Source organism: Streptomyces sp. Ac-502 (genome assembly GCF_045222935.1).
In the GTDB taxonomy this organism is placed as follows: Bacteria; Actinomycetota; Actinomycetes; order Streptomycetales; family Streptomycetaceae; genus Streptomyces; species Streptomyces monomycini.
The window spans coordinates 1,434,795-1,457,356 of sequence record NZ_JBHFFO010000001.1; the positions used below are offsets into that span (position 1 = coordinate 1,434,795).

The 22,562-nt window shown below is 71.9% G+C and carries 17 protein-coding genes and 3 pseudogenes; 9 read left to right on the forward strand and 11 right to left on the reverse strand.

Annotated elements, in window-relative coordinates; translation table 11 throughout:
• The first annotated feature begins 117 nt into the window (after positions 1-117).
• The 4 genes and pseudogenes from ACEXOX_RS06475 to ACEXOX_RS06490 all read left to right on the forward strand — a co-directional run.
• A complete protein-coding gene (locus tag ACEXOX_RS06475) occupies positions 118-1,356 on the forward strand; it encodes a MurT ligase domain-containing protein (RefSeq protein WP_030018654.1) in 1,239 nt (412 codons plus the stop codon).
• A gap of 37 nt (positions 1,357-1,393) precedes the next feature.
• A complete protein-coding gene (locus ACEXOX_RS06480) occupies positions 1,394-2,122 on the forward strand; it encodes a type 1 glutamine amidotransferase (RefSeq protein ID WP_030018655.1) in 729 nt (242 codons plus the stop codon).
• 199 nt (positions 2,123-2,321) lie between these two features.
• Positions 2,322-3,347 carry a 6-phosphofructokinase gene (locus ACEXOX_RS06485; protein WP_406519493.1) on the forward strand — a complete coding sequence of 342 codons (1,026 nt, stop codon included), beginning with the start codon at positions 2,322-2,324 and terminating at the stop codon, positions 3,345-3,347.
• 199 nt (positions 3,348-3,546) lie between these two features.
• Positions 3,547-4,491 (forward strand): annotated as a pseudogene (locus ACEXOX_RS06490) (cytochrome c oxidase assembly protein); the annotation flags it as partial.
• Positions 4,492-4,891: 400 nt separating this feature from the next.
• Here the strand turns inward: ACEXOX_RS06490 and ACEXOX_RS06495 are convergent.
• Both ACEXOX_RS06495 and ACEXOX_RS06500 read right to left on the reverse strand, forming a co-directional pair.
• Positions 4,892-5,476, reverse strand: a complete 585-nt coding sequence (locus ACEXOX_RS06495) for a dihydrofolate reductase family protein (protein WP_406519494.1) — start codon at positions 5,474-5,476, stop codon at positions 4,892-4,894.
• Positions 5,477-5,708: 232 nt separating this feature from the next.
• A complete protein-coding gene (locus ACEXOX_RS06500) occupies positions 5,709-6,293 on the reverse strand; it encodes a hypothetical protein (RefSeq protein ID WP_406519495.1) in 585 nt (194 codons plus the stop codon).
• A gap of 371 nt (positions 6,294-6,664) precedes the next feature.
• On the opposite strand from ACEXOX_RS06500, the gene ACEXOX_RS06505 reads away from it, so the two are divergent.
• The 3 genes from ACEXOX_RS06505 to ACEXOX_RS06515 all read left to right on the forward strand — a co-directional run bounded on the left by ACEXOX_RS06505 (position 6,665) and on the right by ACEXOX_RS06515 (position 10,498).
• Entirely contained in the window at positions 6,665-8,155 is a 1,491-nt protein-coding gene (locus ACEXOX_RS06505; protein WP_406519496.1) for a selenium-binding protein SBP56-related protein, read from the forward strand.
• 133 nt (positions 8,156-8,288) lie between these two features.
• Positions 8,289-9,137 carry an aminoglycoside adenylyltransferase domain-containing protein gene (locus ACEXOX_RS06510; protein ID WP_406519497.1) on the forward strand — a complete coding sequence of 283 codons (849 nt, stop codon included), beginning with the start codon at positions 8,289-8,291 and terminating at the stop codon, positions 9,135-9,137.
• A gap of 257 nt (positions 9,138-9,394) precedes the next feature.
• Positions 9,395-10,498, forward strand: a complete 1,104-nt coding sequence (locus ACEXOX_RS06515; RefSeq protein ID WP_406519498.1) for an alpha/beta hydrolase — start codon at positions 9,395-9,397, stop codon at positions 10,496-10,498.
• 276 nt (positions 10,499-10,774) lie between these two features.
• Here ACEXOX_RS06515 and ACEXOX_RS06520 read toward each other — a convergent pair.
• The 8 genes and pseudogenes from ACEXOX_RS06520 to ACEXOX_RS06555 form a co-directional block, all read right to left on the reverse strand.
• Positions 10,775-12,213 (reverse strand): annotated as a pseudogene (locus tag ACEXOX_RS06520) (MFS transporter).
• Positions 12,210-13,157 (reverse strand): nucleoside hydrolase, encoded by a 948-nt coding sequence (locus ACEXOX_RS06525; protein ID WP_406519499.1) that lies wholly within the window; start codon positions 13,155-13,157, stop codon positions 12,210-12,212. The pseudogene ACEXOX_RS06520 and the gene ACEXOX_RS06525 overlap by 4 nt, the downstream one beginning before the upstream one ends.
• A gap of 296 nt (positions 13,158-13,453) precedes the next feature.
• On the reverse strand, positions 13,454-15,067 hold the full coding sequence (locus ACEXOX_RS06530) for an ATP-dependent DNA ligase (protein ID WP_406519500.1): 1,614 nt from the start codon (positions 15,065-15,067) through the stop codon (positions 13,454-13,456).
• A 104-nt stretch (positions 15,068-15,171) separates the two neighbouring features.
• Positions 15,172-16,038, reverse strand: a pseudogene (locus tag ACEXOX_RS06535) (carbohydrate ABC transporter permease); the annotation flags it as partial.
• Positions 16,035-16,916, reverse strand: coding sequence for a carbohydrate ABC transporter permease (locus tag ACEXOX_RS06540; protein WP_406519501.1), 882 nt, complete (start codon positions 16,914-16,916; stop codon positions 16,035-16,037). The pseudogene ACEXOX_RS06535 and the gene ACEXOX_RS06540, both read right to left, overlap by 4 nt.
• An 85-nt stretch (positions 16,917-17,001) precedes the next feature.
• A complete protein-coding gene (locus tag ACEXOX_RS06545; protein ID WP_406519502.1) occupies positions 17,002-18,342 on the reverse strand; it encodes an ABC transporter substrate-binding protein in 1,341 nt (446 codons plus the stop codon).
• Between the two features lie 35 nt (positions 18,343-18,377).
• A complete protein-coding gene (locus tag ACEXOX_RS06550; protein WP_406519503.1) occupies positions 18,378-19,211 on the reverse strand; it encodes a PfkB family carbohydrate kinase in 834 nt (277 codons plus the stop codon).
• Between the two features lie 85 nt (positions 19,212-19,296).
• Positions 19,297-20,325, reverse strand: a complete 1,029-nt coding sequence (locus tag ACEXOX_RS06555; protein ID WP_406519504.1) for an SIS domain-containing protein — start codon at positions 20,323-20,325, stop codon at positions 19,297-19,299.
• A gap of 159 nt (positions 20,326-20,484) precedes the next feature.
• Between ACEXOX_RS06555 and ACEXOX_RS06560 the strand changes: the two genes are divergently transcribed.
• Both ACEXOX_RS06560 and ACEXOX_RS06565 read left to right on the forward strand, forming a co-directional pair.
• Positions 20,485-21,354 carry a LacI family DNA-binding transcriptional regulator gene (locus tag ACEXOX_RS06560; protein WP_406519505.1) on the forward strand — a complete coding sequence of 290 codons (870 nt, stop codon included), beginning with the start codon at positions 20,485-20,487 and terminating at the stop codon, positions 21,352-21,354.
• Entirely contained in the window at positions 21,300-21,557 is a 258-nt protein-coding gene (locus tag ACEXOX_RS06565; RefSeq protein WP_406519506.1) for a substrate-binding domain-containing protein, read from the forward strand. The genes ACEXOX_RS06560 and ACEXOX_RS06565 overlap by 55 nt, the downstream gene beginning before the upstream one ends.
• Before the next feature lie 57 nt (positions 21,558-21,614).
• Here the strand turns inward: ACEXOX_RS06565 and ACEXOX_RS06570 are convergent, their stop codons facing one another.
• The gene (locus ACEXOX_RS06570; protein ID WP_406519507.1) at positions 21,615-22,469 is read right to left on the reverse strand and encodes a helix-turn-helix domain-containing protein; all 855 of its coding nucleotides are present in this window, start codon (positions 22,467-22,469) and stop codon (positions 21,615-21,617) included.
• Positions 22,470-22,562: the final 93 nt, after the last annotated feature.

Genomic DNA, 22,562 nt, shown 5'->3' on the forward strand with positions numbered 1-22,562 from the left:
GATCTCGATAGGCTGATCCCCGACCGAAGCCTCCGGCCGGTCATCGGCTCCGGAGGAGGCGTTCCACCGGCAGCCCCAAGGGCGGGAGGGCGCCGGATGCAAGGAGGATCAAGGACGATGGCAGGCAACACGGAGCCGCTGTCGCCGCGGGCCAAGCTGGCCGTGACGGCGGGCAAGGCCGCGGCGGCGGTGTCGCGCGCGGCGGGCCGCGGCAGCGGATCGGTGATCGGCGGCAAGGTGGCGCTCCGGCTCGACCCCGACCTGCTGGCCCGGCTCGCCCGGCACCTGGACGTGGTGCTGGTGTCGGCGACCAACGGAAAGACGACCACGACGCGGCTGATCGCGGAGGCGCTGCGGGCCAGCGGCCCGGTCGTCTCGAACGCGCTCGGCGCCAACATGCCGGCGGGCATCACCTCCGCGCTGGCCGGTGGCTCCGACGCCCGCTTCGGCGTCATCGAGGTGGACGAGAAGTACCTGGCGGGCGTGGCGCGGGACGTGACGCCCAAGGCCATAGCGCTGCTGAACCTCTCGCGCGACCAGCTCGACCGCGCCGCGGAGACCCGGATGCTCGCCGAGCACTGGCGGGAGGGGCTGGCCGGCTCCAAGGCGCTGATCATCGCCAACTGCGACGACCCGCTGATCGTGTGGGCGGCCTCTTCGTCGGCGAACGTGGTGTGGGTCGCGGCGGGCCAGGAGTGGAAGGACGACGCCTGGTCCTGCCCGTCCTGCGGCGGTGTGATGCAGCGCCCCGGCGACGACTGGTTCTGCGGCGAGTGCGGCTTCCGCCGGCCGACGCCGAGCTGGGCGCTCTCCGGCGACCACGTCCTCGACCCGCACGGCAGCGCCTGGCCGATCCGGCTCCAGCTGCCGGGCCGGGCGAACAAGGCCAACGCCACGACGTCGGCGGCGGTCGCCGCGGCGTTCGGCGTGCCGCCGCAGGTCGCCCTGGAGCGGATGTACTCCGTCCAGGCCGTCGCGGGCCGCTACGACGTGGTCTCGTTCCTGCAGCGCGACCTGCGTCTGCTGCTGGCGAAGAACCCGGCGGGCTGGCTGGAGACGTTCTCGCTGATCGACCCGCCGCCGACCCCGGTGATCCTGTCGGTGAACGCACGCGGCGCGGACGGTACGGACACCTCCTGGCTGTGGGACGTCGACTACACCCGGCTGGCCGGTCACCCGATCTTCGTGATCGGCGACCGCAAGCTGGACCTGGCCGTCCGCCTGGAGGTCGCGGGCCTGGACTTCCGGGTGTGTGACACGGTGGACGAGGCGGTGCAGTCGGCGCCTCCGGGCCGTATCGAGGTCATCGCCAACTACACCGCCTTCCAGGACCTCCGCCGGCGAGTGGGGAACTGACGTGAACCAGCGACCTTCCCGACAAGGACGAGCGAGCATGAGTGACAACAGCCTGCGGCTGGTCTGGATCTACCCGGACCTGCTGAGCACGTACGGGGACCAGGGCAACGCCCTGGTGGTGGAGCGCCGGGCCCGCCAGCGCGGCCTGGACGTCCAGCGCCTCGACGTCCGCTCCGACCAGCAGATCCCCACCTCCGGTGACATCTACCTGATCGGCGGCGGCGAGGACCGGCCGCAGCGGCTGGCGGCCGAGCGGCTGCGCCGCGACGGCGGTCTGAACCGCGCGGTCTCCAACGGCGCGATCGTCTTCTCGGTGTGCGCCGGCTACCAGATCCTGGGCCACGAGTTCATCAACGACCTCGGGGAGCGGGAGCAGGGCCTGGGCCTGCTGGACGTGGTGAGCACCCGCGGCGAGGGCGAGCGGTGCGTCGGTGACGTGCTGGCCGACATCGACCCGCAGCTGAACCTGCCGCCGCTGACCGGCTTCGAGAACCACCAGGGCGTGACCCACCTGGGGCAGACGGCCCGCCCGTTCGCCCGGGTCCGCTTCGGCAAGGGCAACGGCGTCGGCGACGGCTACGAGGGCGCGTACAACGACACCGTCTTCGGCACGTACATGCACGGCCCGGTCATGGCGCGCAACCCGCACATCGCCGACCTGCTGATCAAGCTGGCGCTGGACGTGAACGCACTGCCGCCGGCCGACGACCGCTGGTACGAGGCCCTGCGGCAGGAGCGCATCGCCGCGGCCACGCAGCCCGCGTAACGATTCGCCGAACACCGTACGACCGGGTACGCCCGCAGTGTCCGCACTGCGGGCGTACGTGTACCGCGGGGCCCTTGCGCTTGTAGGGTGAGCGCCATCCAGCCGGACGACGGAGTCCGGGCGTCCGGTCGAGAGCCCGCGCCCGCGCCCGGCCGTGGTCCGGAGGGCGGGCTCCGATGTGCAGAGGGTCTGCGAAAACATGCGTATTGGTGTACTCACCTCCGGCGGCGACTGCCCCGGTCTGAACGCCGTCATCCGCTCCGTCGTCCACCGCGCCACCGCCGACCACGGAGACGAGGTGATCGGTTTCCGGGACGGCTGGAAGGGCCTGCTGGAGTGCGACTACCGCAAGCTGGACCTGGACGCCGTCGGCGGCATCCTGGCGCGCGGCGGCACCATCCTGGGCTCCTCCCGGGTGCAGCCCGCACACCTGCGGGACGGCGTGGAAAGGGCCCGCGGCCACGTCGCCGAGCTGGGGCTGGACGCGATCATCCCGATCGGCGGCGAGGGGACACTGAAGGCGGCCCGGCTGCTGTCCGACGCCGGACTGCCGATCGTCGGCGTACCCAAGACCATCGACAACGACATCGCCGCGACCGATGTCACCTTCGGCTTCGACACGGCGGTGGGGGTGGCCGCCGAAGCCCTGGACCGCCTGAAGACCACCGCCGAGTCGCACCAGCGGGTCCTGATCGTCGAGGTCATGGGACGGCACACGGGCTGGATCGCCCTGCACTCCGGGATGGCGGCGGGCGCGCACGCCATCGTCGTCCCGGAGCGCCCCTTCGACATGGCGGAGCTGACCCGCAAGGTCGGTGAGCGGTTCGAGGCGGGCAAGAAGTTCGCGATCGTGGTGGTCGCCGAGGGCGCCAAGCCGCGCGAGGGCACCATGGCCTTCGACGTGGGCGGCACCGACGTCTACGGGCACGAGCGGTTCGCCGGGGTCGCCCGTCAGCTGTCGCTGGAGCTGGAGCGGCGGCTCGGCAAGGAGGCCCGCGCGGTGATCCTGGGCCATGTGCAGCGGGGCGGCACGCCGACCGCGTACGACCGGGTGCTGGCGACCCGCTTCGGCTGGCACGCGGTGGAGGCGGCGCACCGCGGCGCGTTCGGGATGATGACGGCGCTGCGCGGCACGGACATCACGCTGGTGCCGCTGGCCGAGGCGGTGGAGACGCTGAAGACGGTGCCCGGGGAGCGGTACGCCGAGACGGAGTGCGTCCTGTAGCCGGAAGCCCGGTAAAGCCAAAAGTCCTGTAGCCGGAAGTCCCGTAGCCGGAAGTCCCGTAGCCCGAACCGGTGCCGCACGGCGCCCCCGACCGCGCGTACGGGTGCCATGCGGCCGTACGACCGCCCCCGGCCGACGCACCGGCCGGGGGCGGTTCTAGTCTGGTCGCGGAGTATCGGTACGAATCAGGAGCGAGCGGATGGATCACGGCGGGCACGGCATGAACATGGATCTGCCGCCGTTCACGCTGGGGCGCGGCATGGAGTTCGGCGGAGACCCGTTCTTCCTGGTCGGTTGCCTGGTGGGGCTGATTCTGTACGGGTGGGCGGTGCTGCGGCTGCGGCGGCGCGGCGATCACTGGCCGGTGGGCCGGACGGTCGCCTGGGTCATCGGTGTGCTGACCGTGGCCCTGGTGATGTGCACCAAACTCAACGACTACGGCATGGCCATGTTCAGCGTGCACATGGTGCAGCACATGGTGATCAGCATGCTGTCGCCGATCCTGCTGCTGCTCGGCGCGCCGGTGACGCTGACCCTGCGCGCGCTGCCGGCGGCCGGGCGGGGCCGCAAGGGGCCGCGTGAGCTGCTGGTGGCGCTGCTGCACAGCCGGTACATGCGGGTGATCACGCACGCGGCGTTCACCATCCCGATGTTCATCGCGAGCCTGTACGCGCTGTACTTCACGCCGCTGTTCGACTTCCTGATGCAGTACCGGGTCGGGCACATCGCGATGATGGTGCACTTCCTGGTGGTGGGCCTGGTCTTCTTCTGGCCGATCATGGGCGTGGACCCCGGGCCGCACCGGCCGGGCTACGTCATGCGGATGCTGGAGCTGTTCGCGGGGATGCCCTTCCACGCGTTCTTCGGCATCGCGCTGATGATGGGCACCGAGACGATGATCAAGACGTTCGAGAACCCGCCGGCCTCGCTGGGGATCGACGCGCTCAGCGACCAGAGCGCGGCGGGCGGCATCGCCTGGGCCTTCAGCGAGATCCCGTCCGTACTGGTCCTCGTCGCCCTCCTCTACCAGTGGTACAAGTCCGAGGAGCGGCAGAACCAGCGCAAGGACCGCGCGGCGGCCCGGGACGGCGACCAGGAGCTGGCGGCCTACAACGCGTACCTGGCCTCCCTCCAGGCCCGTGGCCAAGGGGCGGCGCGGGGTGACCGATTACTGACCGGAGGTCAGGCACGACAGGTAGCGGTACGGGCCGCGGCCGGGGACGATGTCCTTGAGGCCGCGGCCCGTGGCGTTGGGCCGCCGGGCCGCCGTGAGGAGGTTGCGGGGATGCCCGGATCTGCTAAGGCGATGGCGGCGATCACGGTGGGCGGGCTGGTCATGGCGACGGCCTACACCGCGGCGCTGGGCGGCAGTGGCTGGCTCTGGTTCTCCTGGGTGGTGCTTGCCCTGGTCACGATCGGGATCGTGACGGCACGGCCGTCCTGAGCCCGGCGGGCCGCACGGCCGTCCTGAGGCTCGGCGGACCGGCCACGGGCGCCCGTACGCGCCCGTACGCCTGCCTGCCCGTGTGCCCGTACGCCAGGGCTCAGCGCGCGCGGCTGTACTTCCGTACGAGCACGCCGTTGCCGAAGGTGCGGACGGAGTCCAGGGTGAAGTCCGTCGCCCTGAAGTCCGCGCCGAACATCGGCATGCCGGATCCGTACACCTGCGGGTAGGTCTTGATCACCAGCTCGTCGACCTCGTCCAGCAGGTCGCCCGCGAGCTGCGAGCCGCCGCAGAGCCAGATGCCCAGGCCGCCCTCCTCCGCCTTGAGGGCCCGGACGGTGCCCACGAGGTCGTCGGTGATCAGGTGCACGTTCGGGTCGGGTGACGTGCCGAGGCTGCGGGAGGCCACGTACTCGCGGAGATGGCCGTACGGGCTGGTGACACCGGCGTCCAGGCCCACCTGGTAGCTGCCGCGCCCCTGGATCACCGTGTCGAACTGCTGGTTCCCGGCGTCGTGGAAGTCCAGGACGGCGCGGCCCTCGGCGGAGACGGTCTCCGGGTATTCCGTCTTGAGGAACTCCAGGAACTCCTCGTCCACGTACCGCATCATCGACGACGCGTCACCGCTCGGGTCGCCGATGAAGCCGTCGATCGAGCAGGCGACGAAGTAGGTGAGCTTGCGCAAGATGGTCCTCTTTTCCGCCGACGACGCGGTGGGCGCGTCGCGGTCAGGGTCGGCCGTGCGGACGCGCGGACCTGCCACGCGCCACAACCACTTCACATAGAGTGCTCCAGGCGTAGTGGTTACGCAACCCTTTTTCTCGCGGGCGAGCCGGCCGGCCAACCGGTCAGTCGGTCAACCGGCCGGCCGGCCTTCAGGCCCGGATCACCGGCGCGGCGCGCGCGCCGGTCACAGCTCAGGAGTGGGCGACATCCACGATGAGCTGGTTCTTCTGCTGGGTGACGCGGAACGGGAGCCGCTTGGCGACCCCCAGACCTATCTGCGTGTCCCCCTCGAAGCTGGCCCCGAACCGGGTGTCCTTGAAGGCCTTGTAGCCCGTGATGTCGACCCCCGGGAGCGGCTTGCCGGCCTTGCCCGGGTACGTCGACTTGCCCGTCCCTGGGTCGTAGCTCGGCGCCGCCACCCTGATCTCCAGAATGGCTCCGCCGCCGACCTTGATGAGGTCGCCGGAACCGTCCTGGTGCAGCTCCTTCACGTAACCGACCCGGTAGCCGACCGGCTTGCCGCCCGCGGTCGGCACCTCGAAGACCAGCCGGTCGTAGCAGGCGTGCCGCCCGGCCCTGATCTGCTTCAGCGGCTGGTGGTCGCGCGCGTCGGCGGACTTCAGGGCGCTCCCCCAGCCGCCGGTGTCACACGCGGCCGACGGCGCGGCGGCCGGTGCGGCCCCCGTCGCCGGGGCGGCCGTCGCCGAGACCGCCGTCGCCGACATCGCCGCGCCGGCCAGCACGGCCGCGGTCAGCACAGTGCCCAAACGTCGCATCAATTACCCCGTATCTCGTTGCCCGGACGGCAACCGCCGGATGCCGGCGGCCCGTTCACTGACCGGCCCGGCCGGTGGGTTCCGGCCGGTCCGTACAGGCGATCATCGCGTACGGGTCTGACAATCGGACATCAGGGCCGGTGACTTCCGGCCACCCTCCGGCCGTCCGCGGCCGGTGTGCCCTTGGCGGCGCGCGGGCCCTGTGCCAGGCTCGCAGCCATCGCGGAGCCGGGCCCGGGCGCGCCGCCCCGCCGGCCCCGGTTCGTACCCATGCCGATACGGCCGCCTGTCACGGACAGCCCGGCGCGGTTTCCGGCCCGGTCGGCAGGCAGGGCCAGGGAGCCGGCCACGGAGCCGAGGAGAGCCACAAGATGACTGCTTCTGATCATGCCGGTCGGACCTCCCGCACCGCGCACCCCGACGGCACCGACCACACCCGTCACACCGCCGACGCGCACCACTCCGGCCGCCCCGACCCCACCCTCTACCGCACGCCCTCCGAGGCCGTCGCCGCTCCCCCGGAGAAGCTCGCCTACCTCGTCGGCTTCGACCGCTCCGCCCGGCGCCCGGACGCGCTGATCGTCGTGGACACCGATCCCGCGTCGAGTTCGTACGGCCGGGTGCTGCACCTCGCCGACGTCCCCGGCCTGGGGGACGAACTCCACCACTTCGGGTGGAACGCGTGCTCCAGCGCCCTCGCCCACGAGGGACACCACCAGCCCGAACGGCGCTACTTACTGGTGCCGGGACTCCGCTCCTCCCGGCTGCACGTGTTCGACACCCGTCCGGACCCGGCCCGCCCCCGCCTCGTGAAGGTGATCGAAGCCGCCGAACTGGCCGACGCGGCGGGCTACTCGCGGCCGCACACCCTGCACTGCGGCCCCGGCGGCGTCCTGCTCTCCTGCCTCGGCGGCGCGCACGGCGCCGACGGCCCGGGCGGCGTCGCGCTGCTCGACCACGAGACCTTCGACGTCCTGCGCGCCTGGGAGACGGACCGCGGCCCGCAGCGCCTGGCCTACGACGTGTGGTGGCACCTCCAGCACGACATCGCGGTGACCAGCGAGTGGGGCACCCCGTCGATGGTCGAGAACGGCGTCGATCCCGAGCTGCTGCTCGGCCGCGCCTACGGCCACGCGCTGCACTTCTGGGAGCTGGACTCCGGCCGCCACCTGCAACGCGTCGATCTCGGCGACGAGCACCAGATGGTGCTGGAACTGCGGCCCGCGCACGACCCGGCGGCGACGTGGGGCTTCGCGGGCGTCGTGGTGAGCGTGGCGGACCTGTCGGCGTCCGTATGGATGTGGCGCCGCGAGGACGACGGCCGGTTCACGGCGCACAAGGTCATCACGCTCCCGGCGGAGCCCGCCGAGAAGGACGCGCTGCCGCCGGTCCTCAAGCCGTTCGGCGCGGTGCCGCCGCTGGTCACCGACATCAACCTGTCGGTGGACGACCGCTGGCTGTACGTGTCCGCCTGGGGCACCGGCGAACTCCACCAGTACGACGTGAGCGACCCCGCGCACCCCCGTAAGGCCGCGTCCGTACGGCTCGGCGGCATCACCGCCCGGCAGCCGCACCCGGCCGCGCCGGGCCTGCCGCTGACCGGCGGCCCGCAGATGGTCGAACTGAGCCGCGACGGACGCCGGGTGTACCTCACCAACTCCCTGTACGGCTCGTGGGACGACCAGTTCTACCCCGACGGCATCCACCCCTGGCTCGCCAAACTCGACGCCGACCCGGACCACGGCGGCCTCACCCCCGACCCCCGTTTCTTCCCGCACGGCGAGGACTTCCGCGGGCTGCGCGTCCACCAGACGCGCTTGCAGGGCGGTGACGCGTCGTCCGACTCGTACTGCTATCGCTGACCGCGGCCGGCCGGTGGGCGGGCGGACGGATTCCGCACCGGAACCGTTCGCCCGTCACACGCGTGACACGGGACACGGGGCACTCGACCGGGACCACCGCCGCGGCGGCCGGCGGACGGGAGGACACAGGGCCATGCACGGTGAATCGGGCAGCGCGCGCAGACGCAAGGTGCACCCTGCGGTGGAAGCCGTGGTGCGTTCCTTCCTCGCGAGCGTCGACCGGACGCGTCCCGGCCTGGTCGAGGGGCTGTATCTGACCGGGTCGATCGCTCTGGGCGACTTCCGGCTGGGGCGCAGCGACGTCGACTTCGTCGCGGTCACCGCGCGGCGTCCCACGGCGGAGGACGTCGTGGCCCTGCGGCAGGCGCACGCCGAGACGCGCGCCCAGCACGCGCGCCCGTACTTCGACGGTGTCCACGTCACCTGGCAGGACCTCGCCGCGGGCTACGCCGCGTGCCCCGCCGTTCCGTACACGCTGCTGGGGAGGTTCCGTACGGACGACGCTTTCGAGGTCAACCCGGTGACCTGGGCCGTCCTCGCGAAGAACGCCGTACCGGCACGCGGCCCGGTGCCCGGCGGCTTCGAAGTCGGGGTGGACCGGGCCTCCTTGCACGAGTGGACGCTGGGGAACCTCGACAGTTACTGGCGGCGCTGGCACACCGCGCACCGCAAGACGCTGTCCCTGACAGGGCTGGCCGCACTGGGCGGTTGGGCGCCGGCCTGGGGAGTGCTCGGTGTCAGCCGTCTCCATCACACGGCGGCCACCGGGGAGATCATCTCGAAGGGCGACGCCGGCCGCTACGCGCTGGAGACGTTCGCTCCGGAATGGCACCCCGTGATCGAAGAGGCACTCCGCCTGCACGGCTCCGTCACCACGCCCCCGGCCGCGCCCTCCCGCTCCCTGCGCAATCCTTTCGCCCGCCGCAGAGCCACCACGGACTTCGTCGCGATGGTGGTCGAGGACGCGAGGGCGGAGCGCTGAGCCGGTGACGGCCGGTGTGTCGAAAAGGACGGGCCAGGGTGTGCCCGGTGTCGGATCCGAGCAGACGAAAGGCGCTGGCGCGGGGCATCGCGCGTCGTGTTCCATGATCGTACGAAAGGGCCGCGCCGAGCGGGAGTTCGCTCACCGGCCGGGTCGGCCCGTGACCACGTACGCCGTAAAGCCGCCGCGTCGGCCGTCCTCCGCACCATCCCGTGCGGCCTTCGCCCTCCGTCCGACCATCAGGAGTCTGACCCCCTATGTCCACCACCGCGGCCCGCCCGTCCTTCCTCCTCGTCCACGGCGCCTGGCACCGGTCCACGTGCTGGTCCGCCTTGCAGGACGCCCTCGCCACCGACGGCTTCGAGTCGCACACCGTCGACCTGCCCAGCTCCGGCCCGCAGGGCACGCCCGCCGCCGGTGTGTACGACGACGCCGAAGCGATATCCGCGCGACTGCGCGAGATCGAGGGCCCGGTGGTCGTCGTCGGCCACTCCTACGGCGGCATCCCCGTCACCGAGGCCGCCACCGGCCATGCCCACGTCGCCCACCTCGTCTACCTCACCGCGTACATGCCGGCGGAAGGCGAGTCGCTCGGCAGCCTGCACGGCCGTGACGCGTCCAAGGGCGTGGACCTCGACGGCGTCCAGCCGTCCATCTTCGAGGACCCGCGCGCGTCGCTGTACGGGGACGTGCCGGCCGAGGTGGCCGAGCGGGCCGTCGGCCACCTCGTCGAGCAGAGCCGGCGGTCCTTCCAGGAGCCGGTGACCCGCGCGGCCTGGCGGACCGTGCCTTCCACGTACGTGATCTGCGAGGGCGACCAGGCGCTCCAGCCCGCGATGCAGACGAAGATGTCCGCGAACGCCACCCGCGTCGAACGGCTCGGCACCGGCCACTCCCCTTCCTGGCAGCACCCGCCGAGCTGGCCGCCCTGCTCGGGCGGATCGCCGCCGTCGTCCCAGGGCAGCGCGCCTGAGGTTCGCGGAACGGTGCTCAGCGGGTTCGCGTCACGGACACCGCGCTCTGGGCCCACCGGCACGCCGTCCCTACGATGTGCCCGTGGACTGGGGGACTCTCGCGGGCACCGCGCTCGGTGCCCTTCTCGGTGTCAGTACGACCCTCCTGGGCGAACGGTCGCGCTGGCATCGGGAGAACACGTCCCGCGAACGGGCCGCGAAGCAACAGCTGTACAGCGAATACCTCGCGGCGCTCTGGCTCACGAGGCACCGGCTTCGAGACCTTCAGCGAAACACGGAGCTCACCAGGGAGGAGCGCCGCGAGCGGTCCGGAGAAATCCTCGGGGCCGCCAACGCCTTCCAACTGCTCTACCAGATGCGCATCATGGCGCCCGACCCTCTCGATGACGTAGCCGTGCACGCCTTCCGAAGGCTGCTACGCCTACGGGATCGCTTCGACGAGCCTGACGTGAACAGAGATCCGGACTGGTCAACGACTCAAACAGCGCTCAGTGAGGCGCTGGAGGCCCTTCGGCAAGCCATGCGCTCGGACCTCACCTCTCTGTAGAAGCACCGAGCCGGCCACGCACTCCACACGCGCGCCTCCCCGCACGCTGAAACAGAGGACGGCCCGGTCTCCCCTCGAACAAGGAGACCGGGCCGTCCGGTGCCGCTCAGCGGCGCTCACTCATGCGCTTCGGCTTCCACCGGCTTCGGGATCAGGAACGACGCCGCCAGGGCGACGGCCATGATGACGACCCCCGCGATCATTCCGGCCGTGTAGCCGGAGGCGGACGACGGGTCGTCGGCCGGCATCGCGGTCTTGACCGCGTACAGGGCCGCGAAGCTGAGGCCGGAGCCGAGGTTGAAGGCACCGGCGTTCAGCCCCGGCAGGAAGCCCGGGTTCTCCTTGGGCGACAGCACGATGCCGAGCCCGTTGAGCACGATGTTCGCCACACCCGCGTAGGTGATGCCCACCAGGATGGAGGCGGCCAGCAGCAGCCCCTTGGAGTGGGCGGAGAGCGTGACGATCATCAGGACGACGGTCGCCGCCGCGCCGACGAGGCCCAGCCGCAGGATGCGCCCGTACCCGAACGTCGCCGCGAGCCGGCCGGCGATCGGGCCCATGGCCAGGCCCGCGATGGCGTACGGCGTGAGCGTCCACCAGGCGGACTGCTCGGCCGACATGCCGAGCCCGGCCTGCGCGTCCTGCGCGAAGGCGGGGATGAGCCCGTTCATGACGGCGAACACGCCCGTCATCGTCAGCATGGTGGTCAGCAGCGTCGCCCAGGTCGAGCGCTGCCGCAGGTGCCGGGTGGCGACCAGGGGTGCCGCGAGCGGTCTTCCGTACGCCAGAACAGCCAGAACGCGGCTGCCGCGACGACCACCAGGACCGCGATGAGCGGCCAGTTCGCGGCGGCCAGCTTGCCCGCCTCGTTGAGCGCGACGAGCAGCGAACCGACCGACACGACGAGCAGCAGGACGCCCGGCCAGTCCATCCGGTGGCTGTCGGGTGCCTTCGACTCCGGCGCCATGACGGCGACGAGGGCGGCGGCGATCGCGGCGACGACGGCCATGGCCCAGAAGACCGCGGCGAAGCCGTGCCGGTCGGCGAGGTAGCCGCCGGCGAGCGAGTCGATGCCGGCGATGCCGCCGTTGACCGCGGTGATCACGCCGAGCAGCGTGCCGTACCGCTTGGGCTCGGTGACCTCGACCCGCAGCATGATCAGACACAGCGGGACGGTCGGCCCGGACACGCCCTGGATGACGCGGCCGACGAACAGCATCGGCACGCTCTGCGCCAGCGCGGCCACGATGCAGCCGACGACCATCAGGGCCATCATCCCGGCGAGCACCTTGCGGCGGCCGACGATGTCACCGAGCCGCGGCAGGAACAGCGAGAACAGCGCCGCGGAGGTGAAGAACGCGGTCTGGGTGAGCCCGATCTCGGCCGAGGTGGCGCCGAGGCTGTCCTCGATGCTCTTCAGCGCGGGGCTGAGCATGCTGGCGTTGAGCTGGAAGGCGACACAGGCCGTCAGCAGCGCCGTGACCAGCACGCCGATCCGTACGGAACGCCCTGGGCCCGTCACTTCGGCGGGCCGGGCGGTGTGCGGCGCGCTCATGCCTCGACGTCGCCGATGCGCTCCAGGGCGTCCACCACGAGGTTCCAGAACCGCTCGTGGTCGAGCTTGACGGCGACCTGGGTGCGGCAGTCCTCGGGGATCGGCCAGCGGAAGTCGGTGACGGTCATGCCCATGGTCAGGCCGCCGGTCAGCTCGATGTCCACCGGGGCCTTGCGTACGGTCATCACGTCCGGGTCGATGACATAGGCGACCGCGCACGGGTCGTGCACCGGCGGGAACTCGAAGCCCTGGTTCTCCCGGTAGGCGTCGCGGAAGAAGTCCAGCAGTTCCAGGACGAACCGGGCGGGCTTGGTGCCGACGTCGGCGATCTTCTTGGTGACCTCGGGGGTGGCCAGCGCCTGGTGTGTCAGGTCGAGGCCGACCATGGTGACCGGCCAGCGCTCGTTGAAGACGATGTGCGCGGCGTGCGGGTCGATGACGATGTTGAACTCGGCGACCGCGCTCCAGTTGCCCTCGTGGAAGCCGCCGCCCATCAGGACGACCTCGCGGACGCGCTCGGCGATCCGGGGCTCCTTGCGCACGGCGAGCGCGATGTTGGTCAGGCCGGCGGTCGGGACGATGGTGATTTCGCCCGGGTCGTGCGACATGACCGTGTCGATGATGAGGTCGACGGCGTGCCGGCGGTCGAGCTCGAAGTTCGGCTCGGGCAGGTCCGGGCCGTCCAGTCCGGTGTCGCCGTGGATCTCGGGCGCGTTCTCGATGGTCCGGACGAGGGGCCGCGGGCTGCCGGCCGCGAAGGGCACACCGGTGATACCGGCGATGCGCGCCACGGACAGCGCGTTGCGGGTGACCTTCTCCAGGGTCTGGTTGCCGACCACGGTGGTCACGGCGACCAGGTCGATGTCGGGATTCCCGTACGCCAGGAGCATGGCGATGGCGTCGTCGTGCCCGGGGTCGCAGTCGAGAATGATCTTTCTGGCCAACGGAAGAGCCCCTTTGCTCAGCTGAAGGTGTTGAAGTGGATCCTGGGGTGCACAGCAGAAGGGCTGTTACCGGAGAGCACGGACGGACGACGGTGCGCCGACCGGGCGGGCGAGGCCGACCGCGGCTGGTGCCACCGGACACCTCCCCTTCGACACGGATCGGGAAATCGATTTCATGAAGGCGCTGCCTTCACACGGGGCCCTGACCAGCAGTCGAGGCCCTGTCCTGTCATAGTGCCAGAGCAGGCGGGCACGGCGGACATCCGGGGCACCGGGCCCGGCGGTACGCGCGCCGCTCAGCCCGCGGCGCCGGGCTCCTCCGGGGCGTCCGGCGCCTTCCCCGCCCCCGGCCCGGTGGCCGCGTCCGCCCCCGCCCGGTCGTGCGCGGCGAGGACCGTCTCCACCGTGTCCGCCTCGGCGGCCGTCTTGTCGTCGCGGTAGCGCAGCACCCGGGCGAAGCGCAGCGTCACGCCCGCCGGGTAGCGGGTCGAGGTCTGCAAGCCGTCGTACGCGATCTCGACGACCAGCTCGGGGCGTACGGTCACGACGTACCCGCTCTCCTCCACCGCCAGCTCCCGCAGCCGTTCCGTCTGCCAGGCCAGGGTGGCGTCGGTGAGGCCCTTGAAGGTCTTGCCGAGCATGACGAACGTGCCGTCCGGGCCGCGCGCGCCGAGGTGGAGATTGGAGAGCTTGCCAGTACGGCGGCCGTGCCCCCACTCGGCGGCCAGCACCACCAGGTCGAGTGTGTGCACCGGCTTGACCTTCAGCCAGGCGGCGCCCCGGCGGCCCGCGCTGTACGGCGCGTCCAGCGCCTTGACCATGACACCTTCGTGGCCGCGGCGCAGCGTCTCGGCCCAGAAGTCCTCGGCCTCCTGACGCGCCGCGGTGTCGGCCGGGTCGTCGACCACCGTCCGGCGCACCCGCCGCTCCTCCGGGACGAGCCGGACCAGTTCCGCGTGCCGCCGGTCGCCGGGCAGGTCCAGGAGGTCGTGGCCGTCCACGGCGAGGACGTCGAAGAAGACCGGGGACAGCGGCAGCGCGGCCCGTGCGGCGGCCACGTCCACCCGTGAACCGAACCGGCCCGCGATCCGCTGGAACGGCAGCGGGCGCCCGTCGTCGCCGAGCGCGATCACCTCACCGTCCAGGACGAAGCACGGCGCCTCCAGGGCGAGGGCGGCCTCGGTGATCTCGGGCAGCCGGTCGGTGACGTCGTCGAGGGTACGGGTGTAGATCCGTACGTCCCCGCCGTCGCGGTGCACCTGCACCCGGATGCCGTCCAGCTTCTCCTCGACGGCGCACCGTCCGGCCTTGTCGACGGCCTCGGCCAGGGATTTCGCGCCGTGCGCCAGCATGGGCCCGACGGGGCGCCCCACGGTCAGCCGGAACGCGGTCAGCGCCGAGGGCCCCTCGGCGAGCAGGCCGCGGGCCACCTCCTCCAGGGACCCGGCCAGCATCACGGCCCGCCGTACGTCCGCGACGGGCACCTCGGCCGCCGCGGCGATCGCCTCGGCGGCCACGGCGTCCAGCGCGCCCTGCCGTACCTCGCCGGTCAGCAGCCCGATGAGGAAACGTTGCTCCTCCTCGGTCGCCGCACCCAGCAGCTCCTGTACGAGGCGGCGCCGCTCGGCCTGGGAGCCGGGCCCGGCGACGGCGGCCAGCGCGGTCAGGGCCGCGTCGGTGCCGAGCACGGTCAGCGTGGCGGTCCCCGCGGCCGATACCGGGTCCCGCAGCACGCTCCAGCCGACCCCGATACGGCCCTGCGGCAACCGCCCGGCCAGGTAGGCGATGGCCACCGGCGCGTCGTCGGGCTCCGCCCGGCGGAACAGTCCGGCCAGCAGTTTGATCTTCTGGGACCGCGCCGAGGTGGCGGCGACCTCCCCGGACACATGGGCGAGACGGGCCAGCAGCATGCAGCCATCCTGCAACGGCCACGCCGCACCCGCACGATCACCGGCGCCGACGGCCCGCCGCACCTCCCCCGCTCACTTGCCGATCCCTCGGACAGCCCGCGCACGAAGTGCCGCTGGGCGACCAGAAAGATCACGATCATCGGCAGCGCGGCGATGGTCAGGCCCGCGAAGAGCATCGGCCAGTCGGAGTTGAGGCGCCCGGCCATGTCGGCGAGCCCCACGGGCAGCGTCTTGAGGTGGTCGTCGGTGATGAAGACGAGCGCGAAGGCGTATTCGTTCCAGGAGAAGAGCGCCTGGAGGAGCGCCGCGGAGACGAGGATCGGCCGCGCCATCGGGACGACCACCCGCCAGAAGGTCTGCCAGCGGCTCGCCCCGTCGATCAGCGCCGCCTCCTCCACCTCCACCGGCTGCCCCAGCAGGTACGCGCGGATCAGGAAGGTGGTGAAGGGCACCTTGAACGCGGTGTAGAGAACGATCAGCGCCCAGTACGTGTCGTAGATGTGCAGCGCCTGAAGGAGCTGCGTCAGCGGGACCAGCGCCACGGTCGGCGAGAGCATCATGGCGCCGAGGACGAGCAGCAGCGCCGGCTGCGAGAACGGAAGGGCGAGCCGGGTCAGCCCGTACGCGGCCCAGGCGCTGATCAGGACGACGGCGAGGACGCTGGCGGCGGTGACGAGCGCGCTGTTGAGCAGGTAGCCCAGCACCCCCTGGTGCCACGCGTCGGCGTACGTCCCCCAGCCGGGATGGGCGGGCAGCCCCCACGGGTCGGAGAAGATCTCCCCGTTCGTCTTGAGGCCGGACAGGGCCATCCAGCACAGCGGGTGGACCACCGCGACGGCGAGCGCGGCGAGTCCGCAGTACGTGAGGACTCGCAGCACCACCGAGCCGGACCGGGCGGGCCTGCCGCGGCGCTCGCCGGGCACGGCCGGCGGGGCCTTCACCGGTGCGGGCTCGTGCAGGGCCAGTGTCATACCGCTACCGCCTTCCGGCGCGAGTGGAGGAGCTGGACGGCGCCCGCCACGAAGGTGATGGCGAACATGACGGTGCCGATGGCCGCGGCGTACCCCATGTCGTCCCCGGTGAAGGCGCTGGAGTACAGCCACGTACCGAGTGTCTGGCTGGAGTTGGAGGGTCCGCCGCCGGTCATCACCATCACCTCGTTGAACACGAGGAACGCGCCGGAGACGGTGAGGATGACGAGCAGGGTCGTCATCTCGCGGACCATCGGGACGGTGACGGCGAAGAAGGTGCGGATACGGCCCGCACCGTCCACGGTCGCCGCCTCGTACAGCTCCCGCGGAATCCGCTGGACGGCGACGGTCAGCAGCATCGTGGTGTAACCGAAGGACTGCCACTGGCTCATGGTGACGACGCCCCAGATGGCGGTGCCCGGGTCGCCCAGCCAGTCGTGCGCGAACCGGCCGAGCCCCATGGCTTCCAGCGCGCTGTTGATGAGGCCCGCGTCAGGCTGGTACAGGAACTGGAAGAGCAGGCCCGCGACCGTCATGGAGACGGCGGCGGGGATGAAGTAGACGGTGCGCAGCAGCCCGCGCAGCCGCCGCCCGATGAGCCCTTCCAGGATCGCGGCCAGCACCAGCGCCGCTCCCACCTGGAAGATCACCGAGGTGACGGCGTATCCGAGGTTGTTGGCGAGGGCTTTCCAGAAGACGGGGTCCTGGAGGGCCTGCCGGTAGTTCTCCAGGCCGACGTAGCGCATGCCGGGCTGGAAGACGCTGAACTTGAAGAGGCTGAGCCGGATGTTCTCGACGATCGGGTAGTAGACGAACAGGGCGATCAGGGCGAGGGCGGGGGCGGCGTACAGGGCGTGGCGGAATCGGCGTCGCTGCATGACGGCGGCACCTCCTTCGAGAAGCGGGAAGTCGGGCGTACGGGGCTGAGGGCACGGGGGGTACGGGGCTACGGGCGTACGGGATTCAGTCGCGGACGCGGAACCGGTGGGCCTGCCGCGCGCCCTCGCGTACCTGGCGCACCGCCTGTGCGGCACTGCTGCGGCCCCCGAGGACGGCTTCGGCCGCCGAGAGGTACGGGTTGACGATCTTGTCGTCGGCGCGGGTGTCGAGCCAGAGCGCCATGTCCTTCCCGGCGAACATGCGCTGCGCCTCGGGCAGCCCCTTCAAGCGCGCCGCGCCCGCCGTGCCCTTGACCGCGCTGAGCCAGCCCAGGTCGCGCACCACCTTGCGGGCCTGCTCCGGGTCGGTGAGGAACTTCAGGAAGTCGACGGCGAGCGCCTTGTTCGGGGAGGAGTTGGCGACGAGCAGCCCGTCCGCTCCCCCGGCGACGGCGCCGGCCGCGCCCGCGGCGCCCGGTACGGCGGGCATGGTGAAGAAGGCCCAGCCCGCCGCGAACTTCTCCGGGGCGCCGCCCTTGGTGCTCAGGTAGGAGAACTCCAGGGTCTCCAGGTACTGCATGGCCGCCTTGCCGTACAGCAGCCGGGTCTGCGCGGATTCGTGGCTCATGCTCGTACCGGACGGCCCCATGCAGTGCTTCCTGAGCCGGGCGAGGCCGTCGAAAGCGCGCTCGTAGCCGGGGTGGCTGAAGGCCTCCGGGCCCCCGTCGCCGTCGTAGTCCCTGGCCAGGACGGCGGCCGGTACCTCCATCGCGTTGAACTGGGTGAGCAGGTGCCCGGCGGGCCAGCCGTACTGGTTGCCGAAGGCGAGCGGGGTGTGGCCCGTCGCCGAGATCCGGTCGCAGGCCGTCAGGAGTTCGGGGAAGGTACGCGGCTCCCGTGCGACCCCGGCCTGCGCGAAGATCTCCTTGCTGTACGCGAAGACCTTGGCGTCCATGTTCAGCGGCACCCCGTACCGGCGCCCGTCGAAGGTGAACGCGTCCAGCGCGTCCGCCTCGAACGACCGCCCCCACGCGGTGCCTTCGAGGGGTTCCGACAGGTCGGCGGCGAGCTTGCCGTCGGCGAACTTCCGCGCGTACCGGCCGGGCCAGGCGAAGTAGATGTCGGGCATCTCCCGGGACGCGGCCAGCACCGCGATGCGGTCCTTGTACGGCTGGTCGCCGACGGCCTGGAGGTCGATGCTGACGCCCGGGTTCCGGCGCTCGTACGCCCGGACCGCCTCCTTGAAGTACGGGGCGTACTCCGGATCGGCCCACTTCTCCAGGACGGTGAGGTGCCCGCGCGGCGGCCCGTCGAGGGCGAACGCGTTCGGGGTGACGCGGACGGGGGCCTGCCCGCACCCGCTGACCAGCAGGGTCAGCAGGGTGACGAGCAGACAGCCGGTGACGGTGGCGGGGGTGCGGCGCATCGGCTCTCTCCTGGCGGGGAGTTCGGGCGAGGCGGTCAGGGACATCGGGACGGGTCGCGGGGGTCCGCGCCGTCGAGGGCGAGGGGCCGGCCGAAGGCGCCGGGCAGCGTGCACACGGCCGCCGCGTAAGTGGCGGCGTACCCGGCCGCGTCGGTGAGGGGGCGGCCCCGGTGGAGGGCGAGGTGCAGGGCGGCGATGAAGGAGTCGCCGGCGCCGAGGGTGTCGGTGGCGCGGACGGGCACCACCGGCTGGTGGTGCGTGGTGCCCTCGTACGACAGGTACGCGCCCCGGGCACCGCGCGTCACCACGGCCAGCTTCACGCCGAGACGGTGGGCGCGGGCCGTCAGCCCGGCGGCCTCCGCGTCGTCCGCGTCCGGCCGGGAGAAGACGGCGCCGCGCACGTAGGGCAGCAGCGGTTCGGCGTAACTCCAGGGCCGGTCCGAGAAGTCGAAGCTCACCGGGCAGGCGGCGGCCAGCCGTGGCAGCTGCTCCTCCATCCCGCTGCAGTCTCCGGTGTGCACCAGGTCGAAGCCGCGCAGCCAGTGCAGGTCGGCGTCGTCCGGGGTGAAGAGGGAGACCGTCTCGTCGCAGTCGCCGAAGGTGCGGTTCCCGTCGCGGTCGAGGTGGACGGTGGCGTAGGCATTGGGCCCTTCGGCGATACGGGACCGTTCCGTCGCTACGCCTTCGGCCGCCAGCGCCGCCCGTACGTGCCGGCCGGCCGCGTCGCTACCGGTGACGCCGAGATACGCGGCCTCGGCACCGCAACGGGCCGCGTGCACCGCGACATTGAGGGCGTTGCCGCCCGGGTACATCAGCCCGCGGCAGGGGTAGCGATCGACGACGTTGTCGCCGAGTCCGCAGATGCGCATACCGCTCTTTCCTCCAGTTGGCTCCGGTGGGGGCCGGCCCGGCGCGCCGACGCGCACCGGGCCGGGCGGCCGCGGCGGCGCGGACTCAGTACTCGACCTGGAACATGTAGCGGCGCTTGTCGAGGTCGTGGCCGCGTACGGATTCGTAGTGCCGGGCCAGCCGGGTGCCGAAGACGTCCAGCGCGATGGGCGTGATGTCGCCGCGTACCGCCTCCGGCACGCCGGGCAGCGAGAAGAGCCGGGAGTCGACGTAGTGGGCCTTGCGGGTGTACTTGTCGAGGAACGTCTTGGTGCGTTCGGCCATCGGGCGGGTGGCGTCCTCGCCGAGGAAGAGGATCACCGGCTGGTCCTCGGTGACGACCTCGAAGGCGCCGTGGAAGAACTCACCGGCGTGGTAGCTGCCGCCGTGCTTCCACTGCATCTCCATCAGGTAGCACATGGTGAAGCCGTAGCCCGCGCCGTAGTTGGGGCCGGCCGAGAGCACGTACGTCACCGGTTCGTCGGCGAGCGCGGTGGCGATGGAGTGGGCGAGCGCCTCGCCCTCCTCCTGGGCGGTGTAGAGGGCGTCGGGCAGCGCTTCGTACGCCGTGCGGACGGCCGCGTAGTCGCCTTCCACGCCCGTCCTCTCCAACAATGCGTAAGCGAGCTGGCCGAAGAGGACGCCTTTGGGGGCGACGACGGTTTCCTCGCTGCGGTACGTGAAGGCGATGTCGGCGGCCAGCGCCAGGGGGCTGTCGGCGTCGCGGGTGAGCGCGGCGACCCTGGCGCCGGTGGAGCGGGCGTAGTGGGCGGCGGCGACGGTCTCCTTGGTGGTGCCGGTGTGCGAGGAGACCAGGCCGAGGGAGCCCTCGCCGAGCAGCGCGGGCTTGCGCAGGTTGAACTCGTCGCTGTTCATGTGGAAGACCGGGAATCCGGCGCGGGTCTCCAGGAGGAAGTGCACCGGGTAGGAGGCGGTGAGCGAGCCTCCGCAGCCGACCAGGAAGACATTGCGCAGACCGGCTGCGACGACCTCGTCCACGAAGGCGCGGGCCGTCCCGTGCTGGCTCAGGGCGAAGGCCACGGCCTCCTTGAAGTCCTCGGTGATGGGCTTGAGGGGCAGGGTTGCGGTGGTCACGCGGATCCTCTCCGAGCAGGTTGGGAACGTTCCCACAGCAGGTCGGGAGCGCCCCGGGACGCAGAAGTTGGGAACGTTCCCACAGGGAATGCCGGGAACCTTCCCACCGCTCTTGGCGGGGCGTCAATACCCGTGCACAGCCGATAGCCTGGCGAGGCCATGACGACGAACCGACGCAGCGGCCCGCACCGGCCCGCCACGATCCCCGACGTCGCCCGCGAGGCGGGCGTCTCCCGGTCCACCGCCTCCCGGGCCCTCGCCGACTACGGCTCCGTCAGCCCCGAGGCCCGCGAACGCGTACGGGCCGCCGCGCGGAAACTCGGCTACCGCCCCAACCAGCTCGCCCGGTCCATGATCACCGGCCGTACGCACACACTGGGCGCGGTCGTCGCCGACATCCAGAACCCGTTCTTCGCGGGCGTCACCCGCGGCATCACCGACGCCGCCCGCGCCGCCGGCTACCAGATCCTGCTGGCCAACACCGACGAGGACCCGGCGGCCGAGCGGGCCGCCGTGAAGACCCTGCGCGACCGGCACGTCGACGGCCTGATCGTCTCCCCCGCCTCCACCACGGACACCGCCCACCTCACGGCCGCGCACACCGGCGGCTGCCCCGTCGTCCTCCTCGACCGGCGTGTGCCCCGCCTCGACCTGGACTCCGTCACCGTCGACAACCACGGCGCGGCGCAGGACGCGGTACGCCGCCTGCTCGCCGTAGGACACCGGCGCATCGCCCTGGTCAGCCTGGTCGGCAACGACGCCACCGACGACCCGGTGGACCCCGGCTCCACCGGCCTCGCGCGCATGGCGGGCTACCGCGCCGCCCTCCGCGAAGCAGGCATCGACGACGCCGCGGCCTACCTGCGCACCGGCGCCTTCCACGGCCAGGACCCGGCCCTCCTCGCCCGCGACCTGCTGGACTCCCCGAGCCGCCCACCGCCGTCTTCGCCACGGACAGCCTGGTCGCGCTGGGCGTGCTGTCCGCCGCACGCGAACTGGACCTGCGCGTCCCCGAAGACCTGTCCGTGATCACCTTCGACGACACCGACTGGGCCCGTGCCGTACGCCCCCGCATCAGCGTCGTCGCCCAGCCCGTCCAGGAACTGGGCGCCCAGGCCGTCCACGCCCTGATCGCCCGCGTCCAGGGCGGCACGCACCCTCCCGAACACACCACACTGCCGACGGAGTTCATCGCGCGGGAGTCGGTCGCACCTGCGAGGAAGAGGCCATGAAGCACGACAGGTCCGGTGGGCCGTCCGCGACCGCGCACCCACCGGGGCCGCGGTCCATCAGGAGCAGGTGTGACCGCGCGGCTCGGCCCGGTGGCGGGTGGCGTGCAGGGTGCCGAGCAGGCTGAGGGCCTGGGCGCTCGGGCTGCCCGGCTCGGCGTGGTAGATGACGAGTTGCTGACCGGGGGCGTCGCGCACGTCGAAAGCCTGATAGGTGAGGGCGAGGGGGCCGACGTCCGGGTGCAGGAGGTGCTTGGCGTCCCGGGTCTTGCCGCGTACGGCGTGGGCCGCCCAGAGGCGGGCGAAGTCCGGGCTGTGTCCGGTGAGGGTGCGGACGAGTTCGCGCAGCCGTGGGTCGTCCGGGTCCTGGCCCGTCGCCTGGCGCAGGTTGGCGACGGTGGCCTCGGCCGCCCGGTTCCAGTCCGCGTAGAAGCTCCGGCCCGCGGGGTCGGCGAAGACCATACGGACCAGGTTGTCCGCCGGCCGGAACGGGACGAAAAGGGCCTCGGCCAGGGCGTTGACGGCGAGGAGGTCCAGGGTCGGGCCGAGGACGAAGGCCGGGGTGTTCGGGTACCCGTCCAGCAACTGGCGCAGGGCGGGGGTGACCTGCGGGGAGGGGTACGGAGAAGGCCGGCCCGCCGGGGCGGCCCCGGCCAGCCCGTACAGGTGGGTCCGGGCGTCGGCTTCGAGACGCAGCGCGCGGCTGAGGGCGTCCAGCACCTGCGGTGAGGGGTTGCGCTCGCGTCCTTGTTCCAGGCGGGTGTAGTAGTCGGCGTTCATTCCGGACAGGACGGCGACTTCTTCGCGGCGCAGCCCGGCGACTCTGCGGGTCCCGTAACGCGCCATACCGATGTCCTCCGGCCGCAGGCCGGCACGGCGTGCGCACAGGAAATCTCCCAGGTGGTTGTCGTCCATGAGGGCAAGGTTAGGCGGGGGCCCGGTGTGTTGCCTGGGTGTGCCGCACCCAGGCAGCGGACGTCCCGGCCGGTGGCCGGTGACCTGGCTGGT

Coding starts and splice junctions, on each gene's coding strand:
- ACEXOX_RS06475 (WP_030018654.1), top strand. CDS start 118: ATGGCAGGCAACACGGAGCCGCTGTCGCCGCGGGCCAAGCTGGCCGTG.
- ACEXOX_RS06480 (WP_030018655.1), top strand. CDS start 1,394: ATGAGTGACAACAGCCTGCGGCTGGTCTGGATCTACCCGGACCTGCTG.
- ACEXOX_RS06485 (WP_406519493.1), top strand. CDS start 2,322: ATGCGTATTGGTGTACTCACCTCCGGCGGCGACTGCCCCGGTCTGAAC.
- ACEXOX_RS06500 (WP_406519495.1), bottom strand. CDS start 6,293: ATGCGACGTTTGGGCACTGTGCTGACCGCGGCCGTGCTGGCCGGCGCG.
- ACEXOX_RS06505 (WP_406519496.1), top strand. CDS start 6,665: ATGACTGCTTCTGATCATGCCGGTCGGACCTCCCGCACCGCGCACCCC.
- ACEXOX_RS06510 (WP_406519497.1), top strand. CDS start 8,289: ATGCACGGTGAATCGGGCAGCGCGCGCAGACGCAAGGTGCACCCTGCG.
- ACEXOX_RS06515 (WP_406519498.1), top strand. CDS start 9,395: ATGTCCACCACCGCGGCCCGCCCGTCCTTCCTCCTCGTCCACGGCGCC.
- ACEXOX_RS06530 (WP_406519500.1), bottom strand. CDS start 15,067: ATGCTGCTGGCCCGTCTCGCCCATGTGTCCGGGGAGGTCGCCGCCACC.
- ACEXOX_RS06540 (WP_406519501.1), bottom strand. CDS start 16,916: ATGCAGCGACGCCGATTCCGCCACGCCCTGTACGCCGCCCCCGCCCTC.
- ACEXOX_RS06545 (WP_406519502.1), bottom strand. CDS start 18,342: ATGCGCCGCACCCCCGCCACCGTCACCGGCTGTCTGCTCGTCACCCTG.
- ACEXOX_RS06550 (WP_406519503.1), bottom strand. CDS start 19,211: ATGCGCATCTGCGGACTCGGCGACAACGTCGTCGATCGCTACCCCTGC.
- ACEXOX_RS06560 (WP_406519505.1), top strand. CDS start 20,485: ATGACGACGAACCGACGCAGCGGCCCGCACCGGCCCGCCACGATCCCC.
- ACEXOX_RS06570 (WP_406519507.1), bottom strand. CDS start 22,469: ATGGACGACAACCACCTGGGAGATTTCCTGTGCGCACGCCGTGCCGGC.